General features: G+C 69.0%; 17 protein-coding genes. 9 read left to right on the forward strand and 8 right to left on the reverse strand.

Annotated elements, in window-relative coordinates:
* Positions 1-4 precede the first annotated feature (4 nt).
* From AC1DP3_RS07535 to AC1DP3_RS07565, 7 genes are all read right to left on the reverse strand, one after another.
* Positions 5-745 (reverse strand): SDR family oxidoreductase, encoded by a 741-nt coding sequence (locus AC1DP3_RS07535; protein ID WP_477292537.1) that lies wholly within the window; start codon positions 743-745, stop codon positions 5-7.
* 51 nt (positions 746-796) lie between these two features.
* Positions 797-1039, reverse strand: a complete 243-nt coding sequence (locus tag AC1DP3_RS07540) for a hypothetical protein (RefSeq protein WP_477292538.1) — start codon at positions 1037-1039, stop codon at positions 797-799.
* A gap of 30 nt (positions 1040-1069) precedes the next feature.
* On the reverse strand, positions 1070-1255 hold the full coding sequence (locus AC1DP3_RS07545; protein ID WP_477292539.1) for a DUF1918 domain-containing protein: 186 nt from the start codon (positions 1253-1255) through the stop codon (positions 1070-1072).
* Between the two features lie 81 nt (positions 1256-1336).
* The gene (locus AC1DP3_RS07550; protein WP_477292540.1) at positions 1337-1753 is read right to left on the reverse strand and encodes a VOC family protein; all 417 of its coding nucleotides are present in this window, start codon (positions 1751-1753) and stop codon (positions 1337-1339) included.
* An 87-nt stretch (positions 1754-1840) separates the two neighbouring features.
* Complete coding sequence (locus AC1DP3_RS07555; protein ID WP_477292541.1) at positions 1841-2224, reverse strand: SpoIIAA family protein; 384 nt, start codon at positions 2222-2224, stop codon at positions 1841-1843.
* Between the two features lie 45 nt (positions 2225-2269).
* Positions 2270-3409, reverse strand: coding sequence for a DNA-3-methyladenine glycosylase family protein (locus AC1DP3_RS07560; protein ID WP_477292542.1), 1140 nt, complete (start codon positions 3407-3409; stop codon positions 2270-2272).
* Between the two features lie 70 nt (positions 3410-3479).
* Entirely contained in the window at positions 3480-4226 is a 747-nt protein-coding gene (locus tag AC1DP3_RS07565) for a winged helix-turn-helix domain-containing protein (RefSeq protein WP_477292543.1), read from the reverse strand.
* A 478-nt stretch (positions 4227-4704) separates the two neighbouring features.
* Here AC1DP3_RS07565 and AC1DP3_RS07570 point away from each other — a divergent pair, with 478 nt between their 5' ends.
* From AC1DP3_RS07570 to AC1DP3_RS07580, 3 genes are all read left to right on the forward strand, one after another.
* On the forward strand, positions 4705-5004 hold the full coding sequence (locus AC1DP3_RS07570) for a GNAT family N-acetyltransferase (protein ID WP_477292544.1): 300 nt from the start codon (positions 4705-4707) through the stop codon (positions 5002-5004).
* Positions 5005-5084: 80 nt separating this feature from the next.
* Complete coding sequence (locus tag AC1DP3_RS07575; protein ID WP_477292545.1) at positions 5085-5366, forward strand: hypothetical protein; 282 nt, start codon at positions 5085-5087, stop codon at positions 5364-5366.
* A gap of 1 nt (position 5367) precedes the next feature.
* The gene (locus tag AC1DP3_RS07580) at positions 5368-5925 is read left to right on the forward strand and encodes a hypothetical protein (RefSeq protein ID WP_477292546.1); all 558 of its coding nucleotides are present in this window, start codon (positions 5368-5370) and stop codon (positions 5923-5925) included.
* A gap of 4 nt (positions 5926-5929) precedes the next feature.
* Here the strand turns inward: AC1DP3_RS07580 and AC1DP3_RS07585 are convergent, their stop codons facing one another.
* Positions 5930-6673, reverse strand: coding sequence for an alpha/beta fold hydrolase (locus tag AC1DP3_RS07585; protein ID WP_477292547.1), 744 nt, complete (start codon positions 6671-6673; stop codon positions 5930-5932).
* A 184-nt stretch (positions 6674-6857) separates the two neighbouring features.
* On the opposite strand from AC1DP3_RS07585, the gene AC1DP3_RS07590 reads away from it, so the two are divergent.
* From AC1DP3_RS07590 to AC1DP3_RS07615, 6 genes are all read left to right on the forward strand, one after another.
* Positions 6858-7883: a LacI family DNA-binding transcriptional regulator gene (locus tag AC1DP3_RS07590; RefSeq protein WP_477292548.1), complete on the forward strand. Its 1026-nt coding sequence runs from the start codon at positions 6858-6860 to the stop codon at positions 7881-7883.
* 102 nt (positions 7884-7985) lie between these two features.
* Complete coding sequence (locus AC1DP3_RS07595) at positions 7986-9284, forward strand: ABC transporter substrate-binding protein (RefSeq protein ID WP_477292549.1); 1299 nt, start codon at positions 7986-7988, stop codon at positions 9282-9284.
* Positions 9285-9338: 54 nt separating this feature from the next.
* On the forward strand, positions 9339-10310 hold the full coding sequence (locus tag AC1DP3_RS07600) for a carbohydrate ABC transporter permease (RefSeq protein ID WP_477292550.1): 972 nt from the start codon (positions 9339-9341) through the stop codon (positions 10308-10310).
* Positions 10310-11191 (forward strand): carbohydrate ABC transporter permease, encoded by an 882-nt coding sequence (locus AC1DP3_RS07605; protein WP_477292551.1) that lies wholly within the window; start codon positions 10310-10312, stop codon positions 11189-11191. Before AC1DP3_RS07600 ends, AC1DP3_RS07605 begins: the two co-directional genes overlap by 1 nt.
* A complete protein-coding gene (gene yicI, locus AC1DP3_RS07610; RefSeq protein WP_477292552.1) occupies positions 11191-13428 on the forward strand; it encodes an alpha-xylosidase in 2238 nt (745 codons plus the stop codon). Before AC1DP3_RS07605 ends, yicI begins: the two co-directional genes overlap by 1 nt.
* Complete coding sequence (locus AC1DP3_RS07615; RefSeq protein WP_477292553.1) at positions 13425-14876, forward strand: GH1 family beta-glucosidase; 1452 nt, start codon at positions 13425-13427, stop codon at positions 14874-14876. The genes yicI and AC1DP3_RS07615 overlap by 4 nt, the downstream gene beginning before the upstream one ends.
* The last annotated feature ends 20 nt before the right edge of the window (positions 14877-14896 follow it).

Here is a 14896-nt window from a genome sequence, read left to right on the forward strand (position 1 = left end):
GGGTTCAGCGACTCTTCGGCAGCTGAGCGATCCAATCCGCGAAGGTCTGGGTGCCGAGGACGGCGTCGGCACCGGGCAGGAGCGACCCGTCCCGGAAGGCGCGGCCGATCTCTCCCGGGATGCCCGCCGTGACGGGGATCCGCCGTGCACCGGTAGCGTTGGCATAGGAGCGCACCATCTCGGCGAGCGACTCCTCGCGGGGCCCCGCGAAGTCCCGCCCGCGGCCATCGACGGGAGCCGCTTCGGCCAGGTCGACGAGACGTGCGCCCACTTCGCGCACAGCTACCGGCTGTGTGCGCCCGCGCGGCGCGACGTGCAGCGGACCGATCCTCGCGACCCCCCACATCTGGCGGGCGAACTCGTGGAACTGCGTGGTCCTGGCGATCGTGTACGGGATGCCGCCCCTCGCCGTGGCCCGCTCCTGCGCGACCTTCCCGGCGTAGAGCGCGAAGCCCGGCACGCGGTCGCAGCCGACGATCGAGAGCGCTACGAGGTGCCGCACGCCGGCCGTGCTTCCGTGGGTCACGAGAGATCGCGTGACCGCCTCGTGGAACGACGTGGGATCGTCCTTGCCCTGCACGCCGGACGCGTCGATCACGACATCGACCCCGACGAGCGCATCGGCGACGCCGGAGCTGCTCACGAGGTCGACCCCTGCTGACCGGGCCAGCACGACGACGTCATGCCCACGGCTCCGGGCGGCAGCCACGGCGGCCGACCCTGCCTGACCCGTGCCGCCAGCCACGGCGATCCTCATGCGCAGGCGCTCTTCGCCCATCCCCATTCGGGTCCGGCCCTACAGCCGCGCGCCGTTGTCGTCTTCGTCGTACATGTCGGGCGTGCGGCCACGCCACGATTCGTACGCCATCAGCCAGCCGATGGAGACGGCCAAGGCGAGCACCAGCCCCAGCAGCAGACTGCCGAGCAGCAGGCCGACGACCGCACCCGCCGCCAGCAGCACGATCGTGCCGAGCAGCCACTGCACACGGCCTCTCGGCCACCCGCGCCCCTGACCGCCGTCCCCGCTCGCATTCGCCATGTGGTCAGCCTAAGGCGGAGCCGCCGAGGATCAGGACGTGTGCAGGATCTCGCAGTCCGATCCCGGCGAGAGGATCGACTCGTGGCCGTCGTCGAACCGGACGACGAGCAGTGGATGCTCGTCGTCCCCGCGGATCTCCAGGACCTCTCCGGCTCTCGTCCTCATCCCGACAGAGCGCCCGTGGATCAGAACCCGATCGCCGACCGTGGCCTTCATGGCACACCTCCTGCCGTCACGATACCCACGGAGATGTGCCGAGGGAACCGGGTCGACAGACCGGTCCTCACCGCACTTGCATCATCCCTGCGCGGCGTTGAGCGCGATCATCCAGTCGATGCCGAACTTGTCGCGGAGCATTCCGAACCGGCCGCCCCACGGCGGAGTGTCGTACGGCATCGTGACGCTGCCGCCATCGGCCAGCCCGTCCCAGAAGCGCTGAAGCTGCGCCTCGTCTTCGCCGCTGACGGAGATCGAACTGCCGCCCGGCTCGCGGTACGGCATGCTCGACGGGGTGTCGGACGCCATCAGGACGAAACCGTCTGGACTCGTGAGCTGGGAGTGCATGACGAGCTCCTTCTCGGAAGGGTCCTCCACCATCCCCTCGTACTCGCCGAAGGTGGAGATCTGGACGTCACCCCCGAAGACGCTGCGGTAGAACTCGATCGCCTCGCGCGCGTTGCTGCGGAAGGAGAGGTAAGGATTCAGCGTGGCCATGGTTGCTCCTGCGTTCGTCGGTTGAAGGATGCCGCCACCGGCCTGCGGCGCACCCAGTGTCGTCCCGGCCTCCGACATCCGCAAGGATCACCCCTCAGCCGGGCGCTCTCCTGCCCCCGCCCAGGCGACGGCGTCGTCCAATTCGCCGAGGGGGAATCGGCGGAAGTCGCCGGGCAGCATCCCCGCGAGTCCCTGGACGATCTCACCGAGGATCTTCCGGTGCGTCACCAGCGCGATGCGGCCCCAGCTCCCCTCGGGCTTCCCCTCGAGCAGCGCATCCTGCCACAGAGCGGTGAGCGAATAGCGGCTGAACTCCTCGCCCATCACGATGACGAGATTCACCTTCTGCCCCTTCGCGATGACCGCATCCACCGCGGGGTTGAGTACGGTGCGGTAGTCGGATGCCTCGACGGTGCCCACGGCACGAAACCCCAGAACGCCGGGCGGAAGGTCGGGAAGCGGCTCGATCATGGCTCCATCCTGCCGCCTCCGCACCCGCGCGGGCAGGCGATTGACTCAACGCTGTCGATGGTCCTCGGGATGGAGTCGCGGACCGCGGCGAGGCTCGTGCACGCCGCTCGCGCCGATCAGGCGGATGACGCGCTGACGGTGGCCTGGCCATGCCGCCAGGAGCTGCAGCATCCCCTCGTCGTCGACACGGTGGCCGCTCAAGGCGAATCCGACTTCGTGCGCCAGGTGATAGTCGCCCACGCTCACGGCGTCGGGATCGCCGAAGGCCCGGATGCGGGTCTCTGCGCTCGTCCAGGGTCCGACGCCGCTGACCGACGTCAGCATCCGCTCGCGATCGGCGGCCTCCGCGGCAGCCGAGACGGCTCGGACGATGGACTCCCCTCGTTGAGCCGCCGCCACGATGGTCCGAGCCTGAGACGGCTCGAGACCGGCGCGATGCCATGCCCACGACGGGATGCGCCTCCAGCCCTCGACGGTGGGCGGGGCGAACATCGGCCGGGGCGTCGGGCCTGGTGCGCGCTCGCCGAACCACGTCACGATCCGTCGCCACGCGCCGAACGCCTGCATGCCAGTGACCTTCTGCTCGAAGATCGCACTTGCGAGCGCGTCGAAGAGAAGGTCAGTGCGGCTCAGACGGATGCCGGGATTGCGGCGGTGCGCGTCGGCCACGAGCGGGTGCAGTCCGGCGTCGAAGCCGGCGACCTCGTCTCGGGCGCCGCACAGGTCGGGCAGCTGGGCGAGCGCCCATGCCGCCCCCGGCCCCCAGGCCGCCGCCCGGACCACGCCGGGCGCCGACTCGCGCAGCGCCAGTGTCGCGATGCCGTCCGGTGTGCGGCTGGCGCGCCAGATGACAGCGCCTCCGGTGGTCATCGTGGGGTCGCCGGCGCCGTGCCGCTGATACAGGACGGTGCGCGCGAGATCGAGCGGGTGACGCGGGCGATACACCGTCTCGAGCGGGCGTTCGCGGGAAGCCGCCGCGTTCCGCGTCGCGGTGCCGCCGTCCGCGCTCTCCGATGGGGCGCCGACCGACGCCGCCAGCTCGCCGGCGCGTGCACTCTCCGATGGGACTCCGCCCCACGCCCCCGGCTCGCTGGCGCGCGCAGTCTCCAATGGGGCTCCGCCCCACACCCCCGGCTCGCTGGCGCGCGCGCCAAGAGGCCGAATCCGCGACAGCGAGGTTGTCATGCGCTCACCCTACGCGCCGGGCTCCGACATGCGGGGCCTGCAGCCAGGGGCTGAGGCGCGGCCGCCCGGCTCAGAAGCGGTCGGGCGAAGGCGTGCCGTGGCCGTAGCGGATCACGACGTCGGCGTGACGGTCGAAGCGGTAGCCGATGCCGCGCACCGTGCGGACGATGTCTTCGTAGCGGCCGAGCTTGGCCCGCAGGCGCCGGACGTGCACGTCGATGGTGCGCTCGCCGGGAGCCTCGTCGTCGGTCGCGCCCTGCCAGAGCGAGGAGACGAGCTCGGTGCGCTCGATCGTGCGGCCCTCGCGCAGCACGAGGTACTGCAGCAGCTCGAACTCCTTGAATGTGAAGGCGGCGGACTCGCCGTCGATGAGGACGCGCTTGCGAGAGATGTCGACCACGACGCCCCCGGCGGCCTGATCCTCCTCCTGCACGTCCTCCTGCTTCGTGCGGGCGATGGCCGAGGGCTCGTGCAGCGCAAGGCGCACGACGTCGACGTCGCGACCACCCGAGCCGACGGGCGCGAGCGCCACCGTTGCGTACGTCTCGGCGTTCGGCGCGAGGTCGGCGATGGTGCGGCGCAGCGCGTCGACGAGGACGCCCAGCGAGACGCCGGCCGCAGCGGCCTTGACCTCGTCGAGGCCGACGTAGAGGGCGAAGCCGCGAGGGGCGGTGCCGGCAGGCAGGTTGCGCTGAGCGGAGGAGCCCTGCTCGTCTGACGACGCGGCGATGGTCTGGACCGGGCCTGTCACAGCGCGCAGGTGGCGGGCGGGAGCGGCGGGGGCATCAGTGCGGTCGAGGATGGCGGTGTTCGACATGAGAGAGTCCTTGCGGGAGTCCGGGTGTGAGCCGGTGACGTGTTGTTGTTCGGCCGGAAGGCCGGGCCCGTGGGCCGTGTGCGAGGCAACCGGATACGCGAGGGATGGGGCGTATCGGTGCTCGGGGATTTCGTCGCGGGGTTCTGAGATCAAGAACCGGCACCGCGGCGGAATCCGGCGTGGTACACCGAGATCAGCGGCACATTCGACAACACATGACAACGCTGCCGGCCATCATGATGGCGGCAGTCCTGTTCGCCTCCCGGGCGGACAGAGCGTGAGCATTGTCAGTCATGGCCCGATTATGTCGGAGAGGGTCCGAATGTGTCAAATCGCACGGATGCCGAGGCGCGGCGGTCAGCGAACCTGATCAGAATGCTCAGTGCTGCCCTGCAGCTTCCGCGCACGCGCTGAGCGGGAGCGCGACATCCCGCGCGCAGCCGATCCTCGTGGCCTTCAGGGGGCTTACCGTGGAGAGATGACGGAGTTCACCTTCGCGCACGAGGCGGACGCCTCGCGCTACACCCTGCACAAGGGCGGCGACCTGGTGAGCGTGCTGGACTACCGCGACGACGGGCACAGTGTCGCGCTGACGCGTGCCTACACCGTCCCTTCCTTCCGGGGTCATGGATATGCCGCCGAGGTGGTCGATCGGGCGGTCGCATCGCTGGAGGCGGCGGGCGATCGATGGGTGATCCCGGTGTGCTGGTACGTCGACGACTGGTTCGCAGCCCACCCCTCCCGCGCCGCCATCCTGAGACCGCGCCGCACGGCGTAGTCGCCCGTTCCCTGCGCGTCAAGCCCGTGACGCAGGGCCCCGGCCGGGATGAGGCTGTGGGGGAGCGAGAGGAGTGCGCGATGCACGACGATGACCGTGACCTGCCCGAAGGCGTGATCCAGGCGGATCCCGCGGGTGGCTGGCAGTCCGGCGAGACGGCCGACGGTGAGACCGAGGAGTCGAGCGCCGCCGTGACGGACGGCTGGACGGTGGACCTGCCCACGTACCAGGAGTACAACGACGCGCGGGATGCCGCGGCCTCCGCCGACGCGGGGACCGACGTCGGCCCCGTCGAGGGCGACGAAGCCACCCAGGGAGCCGATCCCGACATGGCGCCGGATCCGCGAGACGAGGAGGACTGAGATGTCGACGACCGGGAATGAGTACGAACAGCCGGGAACCAACTACCCCGACCGCAAGGACGCCGACGGCGCTCCAGACACTCCCCAGCAGGGCGAGCCGACGCGCGAGCCCGAGCAGCGCGAGGTCGCCGATCCCGCGGCTGCGGCCGGAACCCCTGGAGCCGGCGCCGCGGAGGAGGGTCATGGCGGTGCGTTCCCGCCGCCCGGCGAGCCCAGCCACCAGGCGGTGGGCATCGGCGTGATCGAGGACGGGGTGAACCCGTCGGGCGATCACCACGGCCAGGACCAAGGCCGCGACACTCTGACCGTGAGCGAAGCGCAGCGCGAAGGCGGCCTCGACGAGGCGCAGGAGCAGCGACTCCCCGCCATGTCGCAGAACAACGCGAGCGAGATCGACAAGGTGGCGGGGATCGTCTCGCAGACCCGCAACGACCTCGCGGGCACCGAGCCCGAGCGCGTGCCCGAGGTGCTTCGGCAGCGGCTCGAGCAGGCGGGCATCGACCTTCCCGACGCCGAGATCCAAGAGCTCGCGCGTCAGATCACCGTCGGCGACGCGTAGCCGGTCAGGCGCCCGCCGCGAACCTCGCGATGAGGGCCGCGGCGGGCGCGGCATCCCGGATCATCGTCTCGTGACCGTGGTCCTCGATCTCGGCGAGTGAGCTGTTCGGCAGGAGCCCGGCGACCATCTCGCACCAATCCTCGGGGGCGACCAGATCGTCCTTCCCGCGCAGGACGAGAGCCGGCACGGTCACGCGGGGAAGACTCCCCTCGATGCGGTGGACGAGCATCGCGCGGAGCTTCATGCGAAGGTTCGGACCCGCGCGCAGGTAGGCCCGAGCGCCGCGAGCCCAGACGACCGGGCTCTCGACCGCGATGTCGCGTGCGAGACGGCCGAGCTGCGTCGACGCGCGACGGGCGGTCGGGTCGACCGTGGGAGCGGCGAGGACGACGCGCGCCGCCAGCCCCGGATGCCGCACTGCCGTCTCCACCGCGATCTGGGCGCCCATCGAGTGACCGACGAGCGTCACATCGGGGTAGCCGCGCTCCGCGAGGAGCCCGGCGACGACGTCGGCGTTGCGCTCGATGGTGAGTGTTCGCGGCGGCTCGGGGGCCTCGCCGTATCCCGGCAGGTCCACGGCGACCACGCGCCCGTGCGGGAGGAGATGCCGGGTGAGGTCGCCGAAGACGCTGCGGCCCATCCCGATTCCGTGGATGAGGACGAACGTGCGGGCTCCCGCTCCCGTCGCCTCCGCCACGAGAGTCGCCCCGCCCCACGAGAAGCGCGTGACGTGGGCGGGGATGGTCATCTCACGACGCTACCCGACGCCGCCGACGCGACGAATATGTTGCGTGCTCCCACGAAAGGGTTGCGCTCTCGACAGATCTATGCGTAACATGCGTGTCGAAGCGTTTCCGCGAAGCGCTTCGACTCCCGGAATCAAGGGAGTGCCAGGAGGCGGCACGGGTGCCGTCCTGCACAACGGAGTCCGCATGGCGAAGATCAGCGAGGTGGCAGAGGCCGCCGGCGTGTCGATCAGCACCGTGTCGTACGCGCTCAGCGGCAAGCGCCCCGTCTCAGCGGAGACCCGGCGACGGATCGAGCAGGCCGTGAGCGATCTGGGGTACAGCCCCAACGCCGGCGCACGCATGCTCGCAGGAAGCCGGACACACATCTTCGCTCTCACGGAGCCGCTGCGCCGAGACACCCATGCGCCGACCCACATGTCGTTCGTGCTCGCCACCGCGGTCGCTGCGCGGCGCAGCGACTACGACGTGCTGCTCCTCACGGACGAGCAGGCGTCGGCAGGGATGGCCCGGGTCGCCGCATCGGGGCTGGTCGACGCGATCCTCGTGCTCGATGTCGCCGCTGACGACGAACGGGTCGAACTCGCCCGCGCGATCGACACGCCGTCGATCTTCATCGGCGTGCCGGACGACCACGAGGGCCTGGTGTGCGTCGACCTCGACTTCGACGCCGCCGCGGTGCTCGCCGTCGATCGCGTCGCCGACGCGGGCCACCGGACGGTCGGCCTCATCGGCCAGCCCCAGGTCGCGTACGAGAAGTCGAACTTCCCCCCTCGGGTGCGGCGAGCGTTCGAACGCCGTGCGGCCGAGCGAGGGCTGGCGCACGACTTCCGGGTCTCGGGAGACCGGATGCCCAGTGTCGAGGTGACCCGGCAGGCGGTGGGCAGCCTTCTGGACGGCGGCGCCACAGCGCTGCTCATCCACGGCACCGACGAGGTCCACCACGCGGCGCTCGCCGAGATCGCCGATCGCGGGATCAGCGTGCCCCGCGACCTCTCTCTCGTCTCTGTCGCGGCATCCTTCGATACGAGTGCGCTGTCGCTCGAGCTCGATGTCATCCCGCTCAGCGCCGAGCCCTCGTGCGATCTCGCCGTCGAACTCGCGGTGCGCAGCCTCACGCCCGATCGCCCCGCGCCGGGGCTGCACCTGCTCGCGCCCGTGCTCAGCGACGGCGGCTCCGTGACCAGCCCACCCGAGTCGCGACGGACCTGACCCCCGACCCGCCCGAACACAACTTCATATCGCGCCAGGCTCCGAGGCCCGGTGCGCACCCCACCCGCCCGGTCCCCGGGAACCAAGAAAGGAGTGCCGAAGATGGCACGCATCACCAAGAAGAGGGCCCTCGCGGTCGCCGGCACGCTGGCCGTCGCGGGCCTCGCACTCTCCGCCTGCGCCGCCGGTGGATCCGAGGGCGAGAGCGGCGACACGCTGAAGCTCTGGCACTACGAAGGCGAAGACAGCGCCATGGCCAAGGCCTGGACGGAGGCCATCAAGGTCTTCGAAGACGAGACCGGCGCGACCGTCGAGTTCGAGCAGAAGTCGTTCGAGCAGATCAACAAGAGCGCGAGCCAGGTGCTCGACTCAGACGCCGCTCCCGATGTCATGGAGTACAACAAGGGCAACGCGACGGCGGGCTTCCTCGCCTCGACGGGCCTCATCGCCGACATCTCGGACGCCGTGGACGAGTACGGCTGGGCCGACAAGCTCGCCCCCTCGCTGCAGACGACGGCGAAGTACACCGAAGACGGCGTCATGGGCGGCGACACCTGGTACGGCGTCCCGAACTACGGCGAATTCGTCGGGGTGTACTACAACAAGGACGCCTTCGCAGCGGCCGGCCTGGAGATCCCGACGACGTACGACGAGTTCGTGAACGTGCTCGACGCCTTCGTCGCCCAGGGGATCACGCCGCTCTCCGAGGCGGGCGCCGAGTACCCGCTCGGCCAGCTCTGGTACCAGCTCGCCCTGACGCAGGCCGACCGCCAGTTCGTCGACGACTACCAGCTCTACGAGAACCCGGTCGACTGGCAGGGACCCGAGCTGACCTACGCGACGGACACGCTCAAGGAATACGTCGACAAGGGATACATCGCCTCGGATGTCTCGTCCGTCAAGGCGGAGGATGCAGGCGTCGCGTTCATCAACGGCAGCGCGCCGATCTTCGTCTCGGGCTCGTGGTGGTTCGGACGCTTCGTCGAGCAGGCGGGCTTCGACTGGACGCTTCAGGCGTTCCCCGACTCGAAGCTGTCGCTCGGGTCGTCGGGAAACCTGTGGGTCGTGCCGGAGAACGCCGCGAACAAGGAGCTCGCGTACAAGTTCATCGACATCACGATGCGCCCCGAGATCCAGGCGATCATCGGCAACAACGGCGGCGTCCCCGTCGCCGCGGACCCGGCCGACATCACCGACCCGAACAGCCAGGAGCTCATCGCCACGTTCAACGGAATCCTCGACGACGATGGCCTCTCGTTCTACCCGGACTGGCCCGCCGCCGGCTTCTACGACGTCATCGTCCGTGAGCTGCAGGGTCTCGTGACCGGCACGCAGGACGCCGAGACGACGAACGCCAACCTGGGCGCCGAGTACGAAGAAGGAACAGCGGACTTCCGCTGACCGAGACGCGGGGGCGGCGTTCCCACGCCGCCCCCGCCCCTGACTGGAGACGCCATGTCTGTCATCACCCGCGCCGAACGCGGCGCGCGCACGAAGCTTCCCCCTGAGGAGCCGTTGATCCCGCAGCGCACCCGCGGCACGGCAGGGTACTGGCTCTACCTCCTGCCGGGGTTCGTCCTTCTTCTCGTCATCGTCATCGTCCCGCTCCTCTTCAACATCTATCTGACGTTCACGAAGTGGCGCGGTGTCCGCACCCCTGAGTTCATCGGCCTCGAGAACTGGTTCAAGATCTTCACCGATGAAGACTTCTGGACCTCCTTCATCAACTCCATCTGGATGGTCCTCGCGATGGTCGTGATCCCGACGACGGTCGGCCTGATCATCGCGGCCCTCCTCTTCGACGTCGTCGGCCGCAAGTTCGGCGGCAAGGTCGGCAGCTTCCTGCGAGCCACCTACTACCTTCCCCAGATCCTCCCCATTGCCGTCGCCGGCATCGTCATCGGCTGGATGTTCCGTCCGGGCGCGACCGGTTCGGTCAATCAGATGCTCGCGGTGTTCGGCATCCCGGCCTATGACTGGCTGGGGCAGATGCCGTCCGCTCTGCTCGTGCTCATGGGCGTGCTCGTCTGGGTGCAGATCGGCTACCCGGTCGTGGTGTTCATGGCGGCGCTTCAGCGCGTCGATCCTGAGCTGTACGAAGCGGCGGAGCTCGACGGCGCCAACTGGTACCAGCGGTTCACTGCGATCACCCTCAGCATCATCCGCCCCGAGGTGTTCGTCGTGACGCTCACCTGCACGATCGCGGCGCTCAAGGTCTTCGCGCCCGTGTACATCATCACGCAGGGCGGCCCTGCCGGCGCGACGCTGGTGCCCGCCTACTACGCGTACTCCGAGTTCTTCACCAAGCGGAACATCGGCTACGGCGCGACCATCGCGACCGTCCTCACGATCCTCGTCGTGGTGGTCTCCATCATCTTCATCCGGGTGCAGAACTCGATGGAGCGCAAGGAAAGGGCGGGACTCTGATGGCCGCTGCCGCAATCGTCCCCGCGGGCAAGCCTTCMCGCGCACGCGGCGGTATGACGAAGAAGCGCGGAAGCGACTGGGTGCTGCTGATCGCCGTCATCCTGGGTGCGCTCGTGGTGATGGTGCCGTTCTATCTGATCCTTGTGAACGCCTTCAAGTCGCCGATCGACTATGCGACGTCGGGGCCGTTCGCACTTCCCCAGGCGATCGACTTCTCGGGCATCCAGGCCTTCTGGAATCGCGTGAACTTCCCCCAGAAGGTGTGGAACTCGATCTTCATCTCGGGAACCGTCGCTGTGCTGGCCGTGCTCATCTCGCTGCTGAACGCCTTCGCGATCGGTGTCGGACGGGTCCGCGGACGCTCGTGGATCGTGCTGCTGTTCCTCATGGCGAACCTGCTCCCGCAGGAGGCGCTGCTGTACCCGCTGTACTACATGTTCAAGTCGGTGCACCTCTACGACAGCGTGTGGTCGGTCATCATCGTCTTCACGGTGATCCAGGCGGCGTTCGGCACCTACCTCCTCGCATCGGTGCTCGGCACGTTCCCCAAGGAAGTCCTCGAGGCGGCCTCGATCGACGGCGCTACGCGCTGGCAGATCCTGTGGCGCGTGGTCTTCCCGATTACGCGGCCGACGCTCTCGGTGCTGCTCATCTTCTTCTTCATCTGGACGTGGAACGAGTTCCTCCTCCCGCTCACGTTCCTGCCGTCCAACGCCAACCAGACGGTTCCCGTCGCGATCAGCGTGCTGACCGGCGACCGGCTCATGGACGTCACGACGACCGCCGGAGCGGCGCTGCTCAGCATCATTCCGACGATCGTCTTCTTCCTCATCTTCCAACGCACACTCACACGCGGCATCACGGCAGGAGCGGTCAAGTAATGAAGTTCACCGATGGGTTCTGGCAGCTCCGACCAGGCGTGACGGCGCTCTACGCGCAGGAGGCGTACGACATCTGGCAGACGGATGCCGCTGCCGACGGCGCCGGTCTGCTCGTCACCGCCCCCACCACCGTCATCGCCAAGCGCGGCGACGTCCTCAACCGGCCGGTGCTCTCGGTCGAGCTCTCCTCGCCCCTGGAGGGAGTGGTGCGCGTCCGCATCGCACACCACAAGGGCACGAAGTGGCACGGCGGATTCGACCTGCCGGGTGCGGTCTCGGGCGCGGGCGCCGTGGAGATCGACGGCGCCGGCTCCGGCATCCTGACCACCGGCCCGCTCTCGGCGCGCATCGCGCAGGGTTCGCCCTGGAACCTGTCGTTCGACGTCGACGGCAGGCGGGTGACCGGCAGCGGGCACAAGGCCCAGGGCTCCATCCACCTCGCCGACGGCGCGGATGTCGGGCACGGCATCGCGGGCAATGCACGCAGCGGCCTCGGCGCACCGGAGTCCCGGGCCTACGTCCACGAGCAGCTCGACCTCGGTGTCGGCGAGCTCATCTACGGTCTGGGCGAGCGGTTCGGTCCGCTCGTCAAGAACGGCCAGTCGGTCGACATCTGGAATGCCGACGGCGGCACCTCGAGCGAGCAGGCCTACAAGAACGTGCCGTTCTACCTGTCGAACCGCGGCTATGGCGTGCTGGTCAACGACCCCGGCCACGTCTCGTTCGAGATCGGCTCCGAAGCAGTCGAGCGGGTGCAGTTCTCGGTCGCGGGGGAGGAGCTGGAGTACTTCGTCATCGCCGGCCCCACTCCCAAGGACGTCCTCTCGCGCTACACGGCGCTCACCGGGCGGCCCCCGGTCGTCCCGGCGTGGTCGTACGGACTGTGGCTGTCGACATCCTTCACGACCGACTATGACGAGGCGACGGTCACGTCGTTCATCGACGCCATGGCCGAGCACGAGCTTCCCGTCTCGGTGTTCCACTTCGACTGCTTCTGGATGCGCGAGTTCAACTGGTGCGACTTCGAGTGGGACCCGAGGGTCTTCCCCGACCCCGACGGGATGCTCGCCCGGCTGCACGAGAAGGACCTCCGGGTGTGCGTGTGGATCAATCCCTACATCGCACAGCGCTCGCCGCTGTTCGCCGAGGCTGCGGCGCAGGGCTTCCTCGTCAAGCGCGCAGACGGCTCGGTCTGGCAGTGGGATCTGTGGCAGGCCGGCATGGGGCTCGTCGACTTCACGAACCCGGACGCGACGGCCTGGTTCCAGTCGAAGCTGCGTGCGCTCGTCGACCAGGGCGTGGACTGCTTCAAGACCGACTTCGGCGAGCGGATCCCGCTCGAGGTCGACTATTTCGACGGCTCCGACCCGTCGCGCATGCACAACCTCTACACCCAGCTCTACAACAAGGCCGTCTACGACGTCCTCGTCGAGGCGCGGGGCGAAGGCGATGCGGTCCTGTTCGCCCGGTCCGCCACCACGGGCGGCCAGTCCATGCCCGTGCACTGGGGCGGCGACTCGACCTCGACGTTCGCGTCGATGGCCGAGACCCTCCGCGGCGGACTCTCGCTCGCGCTCTCGGGCTTCGCGCACTGGAGCCACGACATCGGCGGCTTCGAGGGGACGCCGGATGCCGAGGTCTTCAAGCGCTGGACGGCCTTCGGCCTGCTCGGCAGCCACTCGCGCTTCCACGGCTCGGGCTCCTATCGGGTGCCGTGGGAGTTCGACGACGAGGCGGTCGAGGTGACCCGCATCTTCACGCACCTGAAGATGCAGCTGATGCCGTACCTCTTCCAGACGGGAGTGGATGCCGCATCCACCGGCATCCCGGTGCTCCGTCCGATGCAGCTGGAGTTCCCGGAGGATCCGGCCGTCGCGTACCTGGATCGGCAGTACATGCTGGGCTCGGACATCCTGGTCGCGCCCGTGTTCTCGGCTGCCGGCGACGTGGAGTTCTATCTGCCGGCAGGCACCTGGACGAACCTGCTGACCGGCGAGGAGGTCGAAGGCGGACGATGGCGCCGCGAGCAGCACGGCTTCACGTCGCTCCCCGTCTTCGCGCGTCCCGGTGCCGTCATCCCCTGGGGTGCCCGCACGGATCGGCCGGACTACGACTACCTTGAGGGGCTGACGCTCCGGGTGTTCCCGGGCGGCGAAGGTGAAGCATCCGTCACCGTCACGACTCCCGAAGGCGTGGCGCGCCAGTTCGCGGTCGACCGAGCGGAGGTGACGAAATGACGAGTGTGGAGGAAGCAGTGGCTCAGGCACGCACGGACTATCGCGACTCGGGGCTGGTCTTCCCGCCGGGATTCACGTTCGGCTCGGCAACGGCTTCGTACCAGGTCGAGGGGGCCTTCGACGAGGACGGACGCGGTCCCTCGATCTGGGACACGTTCTCCAAGACCCCGGGCAAGGTGTGGAACGGCGACACCGGCGATGTGGCGTGCGACCACTATCACCGATACGAGAGCGACCTCGATCTGATGGCCTCGCTGGGACTCGACGCATATCGCTTCTCGATCGCCTGGCCGCGCATCCAGGCCTCCGGCCGGGGTCCCCTCAACCGGAAGGGCGTCGACTTCTACTCGCGCCTGGTCGACGGCCTGCTCGAGCGCGGCATCAAGCCGGTGGCGACGCTCTACCACTGGGACCTGCCGCAGCCGCTCGAGGACGCCGGCGGCTGGGCCGTCCGCGCGACCGCCGACGCGTTCGAGGAGTACGCGTCCATCATGGGCGCCGCACTGGGCGACCGCGTGCACACCTGGACGACGCTCAACGAGCCGTGGTGCTCGGCGTACCTCGGGTACGGGCAGGGCGGGCACGCTCCCGGGCGTCATGAGCCGGCGGCCGCTCTGGCCGCGGTGCATCACCTCAACCTCGCCCATGGGCGCGCCGTCCAGGCGCTCCGTGCGACCTCGACCGGTGCGCCGCAGTACTCCGCGACGCTCAACTTCCATGTGCTCCGCGGAGTGGGGGATGGTGCCGCCGAGGCGATCCGGCGGATCGATGCGCTCGCCAACCGCGCCTTCACCGGGCCGATGCTTCGCGGCGAGTACCCGGCTGATCTGCTCGAGGACACGGCATCCGTCACCGACTGGTCGTTCGTCGAAGACGGCGATCTTGCGGATATCAACCAGCCGATCGATGTCCTGGGTGTCAACTACTACTCGACGGCGACGGTGCAGCTGTGGGACGGCGTCTCACCGAGGCAGCTGAACGACGGGCACAAGGGAGCCGCCGGCGGCACCGCCTGGCCGGGCAGCGACCATGTGGTGGAGTTCCTCGAACAGCCGGGGCCGCACACCGAGATGGGCTGGAACATCGCGCCCGAGGGCCTCGAGGAGCTGCTCGTCTCGCTGTCGGAGCAGTTCCCGGACCAGGCGCTCATGATCACCGAGAACGGCGCCGCGTTCGACGATCGGGTCGCGGAGGACGGATCCGTCCCGGATGCCGACCGCCTCGACTATCTGCGCCGCCATTTCACGGCGGCCCACCGCGCGATCCAGCGCGGAGTGGACCTGCGCGGGTACTTCGTGTGGTCGCTCCTCGACAACTTCGAGTGGGGCTACGGCTACGCCAAGCGCTTCGGCATCGTGCGGGTCGACTTCGACACGCTCGAGCGCACGGTCAAGGATTCCGGTCTCTGGTACGCAGACCTCGTCAGAGATCGGACGATCCCCGGCTGAACCGGGTGGATCACATCGGG

The sequence above is a fragment of the Microbacterium sp. P5_B6 genome, assembly GCF_056400345.1.